This window comes from Achromobacter maghribensis (assembly GCF_057334215.1).
The window spans coordinates 29,531-40,525 of sequence record NZ_JBHFII010000036.1; the positions used below are offsets into that span (position 1 = coordinate 29,531).

General features: G+C 67.8%; 13 protein-coding genes. 7 read left to right on the plus strand and 6 right to left on the minus strand.

Going from position 1 to position 10,995, the window contains the following annotated elements; all coding sequences use genetic code 11:
• Positions 1-15: 15 nt before the first annotated feature.
• Complete coding sequence (locus ACE039_RS14955; RefSeq protein ID WP_105558799.1) at positions 16-657, minus strand: TetR/AcrR family transcriptional regulator; 642 nt, start codon at positions 655-657, stop codon at positions 16-18.
• A 221-nt stretch (positions 658-878) separates the two neighbouring features.
• Here ACE039_RS14955 and ACE039_RS14960 point away from each other — a divergent pair, with 221 nt between their 5' ends.
• The 5 genes from ACE039_RS14960 to ACE039_RS14980 are packed head-to-tail and all read left to right on the plus strand — an operon-like array spanning position 879 to position 5,536.
• Positions 879-1,358, plus strand: a complete 480-nt coding sequence (locus ACE039_RS14960; RefSeq protein ID WP_485822699.1) for a MaoC family dehydratase — start codon at positions 879-881, stop codon at positions 1,356-1,358.
• 5 nt (positions 1,359-1,363) lie between these two features.
• Complete coding sequence (locus tag ACE039_RS14965; protein WP_485822700.1) at positions 1,364-2,239, plus strand: SDR family NAD(P)-dependent oxidoreductase; 876 nt, start codon at positions 1,364-1,366, stop codon at positions 2,237-2,239.
• Positions 2,236-2,715: an acyl-CoA thioesterase gene (locus ACE039_RS14970; protein WP_485822701.1), complete on the plus strand. Its 480-nt coding sequence runs from the start codon at positions 2,236-2,238 to the stop codon at positions 2,713-2,715. The genes ACE039_RS14965 and ACE039_RS14970 overlap by 4 nt, the downstream gene beginning before the upstream one ends.
• Before the next feature lie 19 nt (positions 2,716-2,734).
• Positions 2,735-4,312, plus strand: a complete 1,578-nt coding sequence (locus ACE039_RS14975) for an aldehyde dehydrogenase family protein (protein ID WP_485822702.1) — start codon at positions 2,735-2,737, stop codon at positions 4,310-4,312.
• Positions 4,313-4,330: 18 nt separating this feature from the next.
• Complete coding sequence (locus ACE039_RS14980) at positions 4,331-5,536, plus strand: acetyl-CoA C-acyltransferase (protein WP_105558794.1); 1,206 nt, start codon at positions 4,331-4,333, stop codon at positions 5,534-5,536.
• Positions 5,537-5,554: 18 nt separating this feature from the next.
• On the opposite strand, the gene ACE039_RS14985 is transcribed toward ACE039_RS14980, so the two are convergent.
• The 5 genes from ACE039_RS14985 to ACE039_RS15005 form a co-directional block, all read right to left on the minus strand.
• Positions 5,555-5,944, minus strand: coding sequence for a SecDF P1 head subdomain-containing protein (locus ACE039_RS14985; protein ID WP_485822703.1), 390 nt, complete (start codon positions 5,942-5,944; stop codon positions 5,555-5,557).
• A gap of 61 nt (positions 5,945-6,005) precedes the next feature.
• Positions 6,006-7,442, minus strand: a complete 1,437-nt coding sequence (locus ACE039_RS14990; RefSeq protein ID WP_485822704.1) for a caspase family protein — start codon at positions 7,440-7,442, stop codon at positions 6,006-6,008.
• Between the two features lie 10 nt (positions 7,443-7,452).
• The gene (locus ACE039_RS14995) at positions 7,453-8,061 is read right to left on the minus strand and encodes a hypothetical protein (RefSeq protein WP_485822705.1); all 609 of its coding nucleotides are present in this window, start codon (positions 8,059-8,061) and stop codon (positions 7,453-7,455) included.
• A gap of 2 nt (positions 8,062-8,063) precedes the next feature.
• On the minus strand, positions 8,064-8,729 hold the full coding sequence (locus ACE039_RS15000; protein WP_105558790.1) for an RNA polymerase sigma factor: 666 nt from the start codon (positions 8,727-8,729) through the stop codon (positions 8,064-8,066).
• Between the two features lie 111 nt (positions 8,730-8,840).
• On the minus strand, positions 8,841-9,419 hold the full coding sequence (locus ACE039_RS15005) for a hypothetical protein (RefSeq protein WP_485822706.1): 579 nt from the start codon (positions 9,417-9,419) through the stop codon (positions 8,841-8,843).
• A 175-nt stretch (positions 9,420-9,594) separates the two neighbouring features.
• Between ACE039_RS15005 and ACE039_RS15010 the strand changes: the two genes are divergently transcribed.
• Together ACE039_RS15010 and ACE039_RS15015 are read left to right on the plus strand one after the other, a co-directional pair.
• Entirely contained in the window at positions 9,595-10,056 is a 462-nt protein-coding gene (locus ACE039_RS15010; RefSeq protein WP_105558788.1) for a hypothetical protein, read from the plus strand.
• 126 nt (positions 10,057-10,182) lie between these two features.
• A partial coding sequence (locus tag ACE039_RS15015) for a hypothetical protein (protein WP_485822707.1) occupies positions 10,183-10,995 on the plus strand: 813 nt, incomplete at its 3' end.

The window sequence follows — 10,995 nt, forward strand, 5'->3', positions numbered from 1 at the left end:
GGCAAGCCGCTTGTCTCAGGGGCGCGCGCCCAGTCCGGCGATGATGGTGTGGACGACCTTGCCCGCGAGAATCTCGCGGTCGTCGCGCGTTTCCCCCAGGCGCGGCCGGTACCAGACGGCCAGCCAGTTGATGGCGCCCAGCGCCGCCTTGACCGCGACGGAGACGTCGTCGATGGCCAGAGAGCCGTCTTCCACGCCCTCGTAGGCCACGCGCTTGAACAGCGCTTCAAAGTCGTCGCGGATGGTCATGAGCTCGGCCAGCGTCTGGCGCTGGGCCGGCGTGGTGGCGCCCAGGCGGTGCATGTGCACGCCCTGCACAACGACCGTCTCGAATGCCAGGTTCTCCATCATCGACAGCGCGTGGTGCTTGAGCATCAGCGCCAAGCGGTGGGCGGCGGTGCCTTTTTCCTTCATTGCCGGACGCACGGCCTCGAAATTGCGCCGCATGCCTTCGCGGTGCACGTCGAAAAACAGGTCGGTTTTGGACCGGTAGTAGTGGTAGACCCGGCCCTTGGTGGCGCCCAGCCGGCGCGCGACGTCGTCGATGCTGGATGCGTGGAACCCTTGCTCCATGAAGCACTCGGCCGCGGCCGTCAGCAGTTCGATGTTGCCCATGCCGTCATCGCGTGCAGCCGTCACCGTAGGTTCCCCATTCATGCGCTTCTACTCCATCCATGCGTTGCGGCAAAGCGCCAGTTTAGCCAATTGCCAGTCGGTGCATTGCCTGGCGGAAGGCGCGTTGCGCGCTCGCGGCGGCTTGCGATCGACTGTACAAACTCAAAAAACGAAGTTTATACTACTCGGTATGTTTTAGTGCCTTGAAACACGGGCCCGTGCCGAATCGCGCGGTTTTTCCCCTGGATATTCCCCGCCGCCCCATGACCACAGATCTTGTTCAAGCAGCTTGCAGTCCCCAGGCCCTGGCCGACCAGGTGTCGCAGGAAATCGGCGTGTCGGAATGGGTGACCATTTCGCAGGCGCAGGTGGACCGGTTCGCGGACGCTACCGGCGACCACCAGTTCATTCATGTAGACCCGGTGCGTGCGGCGCGTGAAAGCGCGTTCGGCGGGCCGATCGCGCACGGCTTCCTGTCCCTGTCGTTGCTGACGGCGTTGAGCCAGAAGGTGTTGCCCGCCTTCGATGGCGCCATCGGCATCAACTACGGCTTCGACAAAGTCCGCTTCCTGACGCCGGTGCCCGTTGGCGCGCGGGTGCGCGGCCGTTTCGTGCTGAGCGAGTTCACGCCGCGCAACGCGCGCGAGTTCACCACCCGGTATGCCGTTACCGTCGAGATCGAGGGCGCGGCGCGCCCCGCGCTGGTGGCCGACTGGATCACCATGACCATTCTTCAAGGATGACCCCAATGAGCATTCGTTTCGATGAACGCGTCGCCATCGTGACCGGCGCCGGCCAGGGGCTGGGCCGCCGCCACGCGCTGCAACTGGCGGCGCGCGGCTGCCGGGTCGTGGTGAACGATTTCGGGGGCGCGGCCGAGGCGGTCGCCGACGAAATCCGATCCGCGGGTGGCCAAGCCATCGCCGATGGCGGCAATGTCTGCGACAGCGCCGCGGTGGACGCCATGACGGCGCGCGCGATGAACGCCTGGGGACGCGTCGACATCCTCATCAATAATGCGGGCATCCTGCGCGACAAGACCTTCGCCAAGATGAGCGCCGACGACTTCAATGCGGTCGTCGACGTGCATCTGCTGGGATCGGCCAATTGCGCGCGCGCCGTCTGGCCGATCATGCGCGAGCAGCGCTACGGCCGCATCCTGATGACCACGTCCACGTCGGGCATGTACGGCAACTTCGGTCAGTCGAACTATGGCGCGGCGAAGGCCGGCGTGGTGGGCCTGATGAACGTGCTGCATCTGGAGGGCCAGAAACATGGCATTCACGTCAACGCGCTGGTGCCCACGGCGGCCACGCGCATGACGGCCGCCATGTTCGATGCCGATGCACTGCGGGCGCTGGACCCGGCGCACGTCACGCCCGCCGCGCTGTTCCTGGTGGCCGAGGGCGCGCCCAGCCGCGTGGCGCTGCTGGCGGGTGCCGGCACCTATGCGCGACTGGCCATCGTGGAAAGCGCGGGCAGGTATTTCCCGGAAGGCGAGCGCACGCCCGAGAACATCGCCGCGCACTTCGACGAGATCGCCAGCCTGGCCAGCCTGATCGAGCCGCCCGAGGGCCTGGCGCATGTTGCCCGCATTCTCAAGCGCGCGCAGGAGGCGGCATGAGCGGCGCGGCGCCATCGCCGGCCCAGCCGCAGCGCGCCGCGCCGCACGTTCGCAGCGACTATCCGCGCCTGCTCGCGATGACGACGCGCCTGCGCGACATCGATGTCTACGGCCACATGAATAACGTGGTCTACAACGAGTACTTCGATACGGCGGTCAACCAGACGCTGGTGGAGTTGGGCGTGCTGGATCTGAACAACAGTGAAGTGATCGGCCTGGTCGTGCATAGCCAGACGTCGTACTTCCGCCCCGTGGCGTTTCCCGATCGGGTCGTGCTGGGATTACGCGTGGGCCGCCTGGGCCGTACCAGCGTGACCTACGAGTTCGCGCTGTTTCGCGGCGACGATGACACCGCGGCCGCGCAGGGCAGCTACACCCACGCCTACGTCGAGCGCGCCAGCAGCCGGCCCGTTGAATTGCCGCCCGATTTGCGGCGCGCGCTGGAGCCGCTGGTGCGTGCCTCGGCGCCCGCCTGAACGACGTCCGGGAGCGACCGTGATCGACCACACCCTGCCTCGCGTCACGTATTCCAATATCCACACGGACTTCTCGGCGGTGCACGACTTGCTGGACCGGCGCCTGCCCGATTTCGAATCGCGCATGCTGGGGCTGGACCATCGGCATCGCTTCGATGGCCGCGCGGTGGCGGGCGAGCCGTTGCAGGAATCGTATTCGCCGATCGACCATTGGCTGCTGATCGGCCGCTTTCCCAGTGCCGGCGCCGAGACGGTCGACCAGGCGGTGGCCTGCGCCCGGCGCGCGCAGCCGGCCTGGGCGGCGCAGGGCTGGGCGGCACGCATCGCGGTGCTGCGCCGGCTGACGATGGTGCTGTCCGAGCGCAAGTACGACTTCGCCATGGCGACGATGATCGAGATCGGGAAGTCCCGCCTGGAGGCGCTGGGCGAGGCCGAGGAAGCCGTCGACCTGATCCGCTACTACTGCGATCAGGCCGAACGCAGTGATGGCTACCGGCAGCCGCTGGCACGCGCCTTCGACAACGAAAGCACGCATGACGTGTTGCGCCCCTACGGCGTGTTCGCGGTGATCGCGCCGTTCAATTTCCCGTTGGCCTTGTCCGTGAACATGGTCTGCGCGGCGCTGCTGGCGGGTAATTCGGTGGTCTACAAGCCCTCGCCGCGCGCCGCGTTGACGGGGGCGCTGCTATTGAGCGCCTGCGATGGCGCGGGCGTGCCGCCAGGTTGCGTGAATGGGCTGTTCGGCGGCGCGCAGACGGGCGCCATGCTGGCGCATCACGCGGGCATCGACGGTTACGCGTTTACGGGCAGCCTGGAAGTGGGCATGGATTTGTTGCAGGCCGTGGCTGCGGGCCGCCACGCGCGCCCCGTCATCGCCGAGATGGGCGGAAAGAACCCCACTTACGTCACCGCCAGCGCCGACCTGGACACGGCGGTGCAGGGCGTGCTGCGTTCCGCTTTCGGCTTGCAAGGGCAGAAGTGTTCGGCCGGCTCGAAGGTCTACGCGCACGCGTCCGTGCACGATGCCTTTTTGGAACGCCTTCGCGCCGCCGCCGAAGCCGTCTCCGTGGGCGACCCGCGCGAACGTGGCGTCTTCATGGGGCCGCTGATCGACGAAGCGGCATGGCGGCGCTACCGGACGGCCTGCGAAGACGTCAGGGCCTCGGGCCGCTTGTTGGCGGGGGGACGACGCCTCAGCGCGGGCGAACTGGCCTATGGGCATTACGTGCGGCCCGCCGTGGCGGCTGGCCTGCCCGCCGACCACCGCTTGAACCGCCAGGAATTGTTCCTGCCGGTCGTTTCCGTATTGCCGTTCACCGATCTGCATGCCGCGATCGACGACGGCAATGCCGTCGACTACGGCCTGACGGCCGGCTGCTACGCCGAAGACCAGGACGAGATCGACCTGTTCCTGGCCCGTGCCCACGCCGGCGCCTTGTACGTGAACCGCGCCAGCGGCGCGACCACGGGCGCATGGCCGGGCATCCAGACGTTCTGCGGCTGGAAGGGGTCGGGCATGACCGGCAAGGGCGGCCTGGGGCCGTACTACGTCGCCCAATTCGCACGCGAGCAATGCCACACCGTCTGGCATCGCTGAAACACAGGAAAAACCACCATGAGAGAAGCCGTCATCGTTTCAACCGCCCGCACGCCGATCGGCCGGGCCTATCGCGGCGCGTTCAACGACACGACGGCGCCCACGCTGGGCGGCCACGCGATTTCGCATGCCGTGGCGCGCGCCGGGCTGGCGCCTGGCGAGGTCGAAGACGTGATCCTGGGCGCCGCCTTGCAGCAAGGAACGACGCATATGAACGTGGCGCGCCAAGCGGCGTTGCGCGCGGGCTTGCCCGCGCAAGTCGCCGCGATGACGCTGGACCGCCAATGCGCGTCCGGCCTGATGGCGATCGCCACGGCGGCCAGGCAGGTGACTCAGGAAGGCATGGACATCGTGGTGGCGGGAGGCCTGGAGTCGATCTCGCTGGTGCAGAACGACACCATGAATCGCCACCGCTGGTTCGATGACGCCTTGATGCGCGAGCAGCCCGAGATTTTCATGAGCATGCTGGAAACGGCCGAGATCGTGGCCAGCCGCTACGGCATCCCCCGCGCGGCGCAGGACGCGTACGCATTGCGCTCCCAGCAGCGCACCGCCGCCGCGCAGGCCGCGGGGCGCTTCGATGACGAGATCGTGCCCTTGAGCGCCGTCATGCTGGCGACCGACCGCGCGACGGGGCACACCTCGGCCCAGCCGGTGACCCTGGCGCGCGACGAAGGCAACCGCCCCGAGACCTCGCTGGACAGCCTGGCCAAGCTGCAACCCGTCTTCAAGAACGGCCAGCGGCTGGATGCCGGGCAATACATCACCGCCGGCAATTCGTCGCAGCTGTCGGACGGCGCGTCGGCGTGCGTGGTGATGGAAGCGGCCGAAGCGCGTCGGCGGGGGCTGACGCCGCTGGGCACGTACCGGGGCATGGCCGTTGCCGGCTGTCGCCCGGAGGAAATGGGCATCGGGCCGGTGCTGGCGGTGCCCCGCTTGTTGGCCCGGCACGGCTTGACCGTGGACGACATCGGTTTGTGGGAGCTGAACGAGGCCTTTGCCTGCCAGGTTCTTTATTGCCGCGATCAGCTGGGTATTCCGGACGACCGCCTGAACGTCAACGGCGGCGCCATCGCGATTGGCCATCCGTATGGCATGTCGGGCGCGCGCATGGCGGGGCATGCGCTGATCGAGGGCCGCCGGCGCGGGGTGCGCTACGCGGTGGTGACGATGTGCGTGGGCGGCGGCATGGGCGCGGCCGGCCTGTTCGAAATCACGGCCTGAGCGCCCGCCGGATGGGCGCTATTTCGCGGTGTTCTCGTCGTCGATGGTCAGCCCGCCGTCTTTCATGATGCCCTGGGCGATCTCTTCGGCGGACTTGCCGGCAAAGCCATGTTCACCGGCGGTGATGCGGAAGCTGTCGCCTGCCAGCGGGCTTTGCAGCGTGGCCGACGTCAGCAGCACGCCGTTTGAACGCAGCTGAATGCGCTTGCCCACGCGGTTGCGCGTGAAGTCGGCCAAGGCCTTCTGGCTTTCGGGCTTCAAGGCCACATCCACGACGCGGGCGCCGGTATGTGGATCGGCGCCGGGCGTGGCGCTTGCCGCCTGCAAGGTAACGGTTTCGGCCTGCGCGGCCCAGGGCAGCGACACGGCGATGACGGCCGCGCAGGCCAGATGCTTGATAGAGGGCATGGCTGTCTCCTTCGGCTGGGCGATGGCTCCATCCTAGCCGAAGTGGCGCCGGACGACGAGGTCAGGGTTGCCCTGGCGGGCGCACGCCCAGCGCGCGCAGCATGTCGGGCACGCCCTGCAACGGCGGCATGCCCGGCGGATTGCGGGCGGCGTCGTTCAGCACGGCGGCCCATTCGCGCGGATCCGGCGGTTCGCCCATGCGCACCCGCAGGTCCAGCAGGTCCAGCGCGGCGCGGCGGTGGCCGGCGTCCGCCGCGTCGCGGAACAGGCGTTCGGCCACGTTGTAGTTCTTGGGCACGCCCCGCCCCATGCCGGCCAGTTCGCCCAGGTAGGTCTGCGCCGGAGCGAAGCCCTGGTCCGCGGCACGCTGATACCAATGTGCCGCCAGCTTGTAGTCCTGCTGCACGTGTTCGCCGTTTTCGGCGATCAGGCCCAGCGTGGTCATGGCGACCACGTCGCCGGCCAGCGCGCGGGCCTGCAACGATGCGAACCGGGGCTCGTCCAGGTATTGCGCACCGCGTTCGATTTCGTATTCCCACGCGCTCATGCGCGCCTTGATCAGGTCGCGTCCCAGCGTGGGCGAGGGGCCGCGCCCCACTTGCCCGCCCTTGCCGCCCGGCACCGCGGGCGTCTGGCCATCGGCCAGCGTCGTGAACGTGACGGTGCCGACCAGGCTGCTGGCGTAGTGCGGGATCTGGCGGTAAGCGGTGGCGACCTGCACGTCGCCCGTCAATTGCTTGAAGAAGTTCTCCACCGGGGCGGCGGCGGCCAGGGCGTCCAGCCCTTGTGCGAAGTAGTACGCGTAGGGGCTGTGGCGGGGCCCCTCGCTGCCAAATCCGTCCTCGGCCGTGGCGCCGGGCTGCGTGGAAAACGCGATGAGTTCACCGCCGGCGGGCACGGTGTGCACGAGCCCCGCCGTCGACGCGCCGCGCGTCAGGTTGGTGCGGCAGGCGTCCAACACCATCAGCCGCGCGCGGATGTCCGCGCGGCGCAATGCCTGCGATACGCGCTTCAGGCTCAGCGACCCCTGCTGCGCCGTGCGGATGCGGACGTCGCCCACGGCCATCGGCAGCTCTACGCCGAACAGGTAGTTCACGTCATCCACGGCCACGGCGTGTCCGGCGAAGTACACCAGCGCCAGATCCGCGCCCTGGGCCCGCGCGGCGAATGCGTCGACGGCGGCTTCCATCTGCGTGGTGGTCAGGTCCGTCAGCAGGGTGACGTCGATATCGCGCTTGCGCAGCGTTTGCGCGATCAGGCGCGCGTCGTTGACCGGATTGATCAGCGCGTTGGCCGGCACGGCGTAGCGGGCATTGCCGATGACAAGCGCGTACCGCCGCCGGGAAAGGACCGGCGCCGGCGCCGGCGTGGCGCCCGTGGCAGGGGTGGGGGCGGCAAGGGCGCCTGCGTGCATCGGCAACAGGCCGGCGCCCAACAGCGCGGCCAGCAACCGTCGGCGCGTCAGGGGCGCGGCGGCGGGGGGCAAGGGTGTCTTCATGCGTGGAACCTCAAGGCCGGGGGCAGGCGCCCGCCGGACCGGCGGCGGCGGACAGGACGCCCAGCGCCGCGGCCGCGTCTTGCAGCGAGGATTCGCGCGCGGCGCTCAGCACGTAGCGGCCGTCGGCATCCGGGCCTTCGACGATGGACACGGCGAACTGGGACAAGGTGTTGCGCAACTGCTTGGCGGTAAGCGTGTCGGGCAGGTCCACCACCAGCCGTGGGCAGGAGCCGCCGCCGCGCGTCAGCACGTCCCCGGGCGCGGGCGCATCCAGGGGCGCCTGCTGCGCCACCATCACGGCCAGCGTGACCGCCAGCGCCCAGCCCAGCGGCATCAACGGGCTGGCGGGCGTGGGCCACAGCCATTGCCGCAGCCGGTGCGCGCGGGATAGCGAAGGCGGCGCAGGTTGCGGGCGTTCGGCCAGCGCGCGGAGAAACGCGGAATCGCGGTCGGCCCGGCCGATGTCGTTGTGCGCCAGCTGGCGCGCCTGGGCCAGGTTGCGCCATGCTTCGACCTCGGCCCGTAGCGCGGGGTCGCGCGCCATGTCGGCATCGAAGGCGCGGCGGGCGTCGTCGTCGAGCTCGCCAGACAGATAGGACAGTACGCGGTCTTCAGACATGATCAGTCCATTCCTTTGCGCGTGCATTCGGCCACGAGCTTGCGCGCGGCGTGCAGACGGCTCTTGACGGTCGGCACATGCAGGTCTTGCTGCCGCGCGATCTGCGCCATGGGAACCTCGTCCAGATACAGGAACATCGTGTCGCGCAGGGTGTCGCTGAGTTTGTTCAGGCAATCCCGCATGCGCTTGATGAGCGACAGGTGCTCGTAGGCGTGGGCAGGGTCGGCGAACGGCGAGGGGTCGCCCACGTCTTCGGCGGGGTTGAAGACGTTGTCGTCCTGCTCGCCGGCCCCGGCAGGCTCGGCCCACCTCACTTCATGCCGCGTGCGCCGATGCATCTGGATCAGTTCGTGCAACGAGCCCCGGTACAGGTAGCCGCCCAACTTGCTGACCGCGAGTTCGTGCGCGGCCCACCCGCCGGCCGGCTGGCCGTGTTGGAAGCCTTCATCCCGGAACGTGCGCGTTTGCAGGAATTTCATGAGCGCGTTATTGAAGGCGTCCACCACGCCTTCCGGCGAGGTGTTGAAGAATTTCTTGCGCAGCTTCAGCGTGATGTGCTGTTCTGCCTTGTTGCGAAATTCCAGCGCGTAACGTGGATCGGCATGCATGATGCGCAGCAGCGCGTCGACGTTGTTGATGACGTAGCGCTTGGGGTCGAGCGAGTTCATGGTTCAGATTCTTGATGTCGAACTGGACGCGGAACGTCAGCCCATCGGCGGAAAATGCCCCCGCCCTCCAAGGTGAGGGCTGCGGCACCTTAGCCGCGCAAGGGCCGAAAATCAAGCGCGGCGGCGCAGGACGGCAATGCCGCGGACGGTGAAGGCAACGGTGATGGCCAGCGACAGATAGAAGCCGAAGCCGAAGCTCAGGCTGCTCCACAACGATGACGCCATGTCGCCGGCCATGTTGCGGCTGGCGCTTGAATTGCCCATGAATCCGGCGAACTGACGTGTGGCGTTCATGAGCTCGCGCACCTGCGACGCGACGCCGGCCAGGGCGATGCCCCAAAGAGCGAGCGGCAAGAAGTAGCCCAGGCGGGCAGCGCGCTGCGGCATCAGGGACGGCAGCAGCGGACCGATCACGGCCAGCAGCCACAACAACGCATAGATGCCGGCGCCCGTGCTTTGCGAGCCCCGGACGTCGCCGCCGTTCTGCAGGCGCAGCAGGTCATAGAAGCTGAGGCTGGCGTTCGAGCCCATGATGCGTACCGTGATCACGGCCAGCGCCGTGGTGGCCAGCAGGAACAGCAGCGCGCCCGCGGCGTCGCCACGGTTGACGCGTTGGGCGGCGGTGGCGGCCCAGCGTGCGCCGTGGGTCTTGGCCTGGATCAATACGTCGCGTAGCGCTTTACCTTGCATGGTCTTTCCTTTTTGGTTGGCGGCGGGAGTGCCTGTACCCATCGCTATGCGTGGCCGCCGAAAAGGTTCGATTTTTTTTGATGAAAATTTTTCGAACCTTTTCGGGCCCGGTGCGTAGCAGGGGGCAAGGGCGCGGATTTCCCCGCCGCCATCCTTCCTCACGGAGAGTCGAATCATGTCCAACCCCACCGCCCTGACGGCCCTTTACCAAACCGTGGTCCAAGAAGAACTGGGCCTGGTCGCCCGCATCGACGACGACGGCGATGTGCTGTTCCGCCACCCCGACCTGGGCACCATGTACTTCAGCCTGAGCGAGACCGACCCGGAGTTCCTGCGCCTGGTCTACCCCAGCTTCGTGGACGCGGACGAGCTGGGCCTGACCCGTGTGCAACTGCTGGAAATCCTCAACGCGGTGAATAACCGTTGCAAGGCCGTCAAGCTGACGTTGCAGCAGGACCAGGGCCCGAAGGCCGGCCGCGTGTCGGCGTCGCTGGAGAGTTTTGTGGCGGCGTCCAACACCTTGCCCGCCGAAGCGCTGTTGCGCGCCATCGCGACGCGCTGCGTGTCCACCATCCGCCATAGCGCGGGTGAACTGGTGAAAGATGCGCTGGAACACAAGCAGGCCGCGACCGATTGAGCGCCGCGCTGGCAAGACGCAATTGAAACAACCCTGGCCCTGCGTTGTAACTTTGAGATACATTGCAGGGCTTTGACGGAAACCGCGCCCGGCCGGCGCCGGTTTCCCGCCACCACGATGATGTCGATGCGCCCGTTCTTATTCCGTTCGTTGATCCTCCGCCTTGCTGCCGTGCTGTTGTTGTTGGGAGGACTGAGCGCGTGCGCGGTCAAGACCAATTCCCGAGGCGGACTGGTCTATGGCGTCGATACCGCCGTGTTGTTCGGCACCGAGATCGGCCAGTTCCCGCTGCAGGATGGGGGGCTGGGCACGCTGCGCCGCGAAGGCAAGAACTTCTCGGTCAAGCTGTCGGGCAATCAACGCGTGGTGCCGTTGAACAACGTGGACTCGGCTCGTATCGCGCGCACCGAGAACGTGGGGCCGCGTACCGTGGTCGTCATCGAGACGCAGCGCCGCAACTGCGATTACCGCTATACCGTGCTGGCCATCGAAGGGTCCGACGTGCTGTCGTGGGACCTGGGCAACTGCCGCGACCGGCCGGCCGTGCTGGTGCAGGACGACCGCGGCGCGCTGACCTTCGATTTTCCGAAGGGCTCGAACATCGAGCGTTTCGTCTATACGCAAGACGGCCGCATGCGGCGTGGCGACGTCAAGACGGTGGCGGGCCTGAACCCGCGCGCCAAGCCTTTTGCGGATGAATCCCTGTATCCGCCGGGATATCTGGAGTCGGTGCGTGTGCACGGCGTCTTCCCGCCGCCTGCGGCGCCCGCCGCGAAAGCGGGCAAGCCCGGTAAATCCGGCAAATCGGTCACGCCCTCCCGGCCCGCCGCGCCCGCCAGGACCACGCCAGCCGATACCCAGACGAGTGGGCAGGATTCGCGCGCAAGCCGCGTCGTCCCGCCGCCGGCGCAGCGCGCGCCGGGCGGTGATGGACCCGGC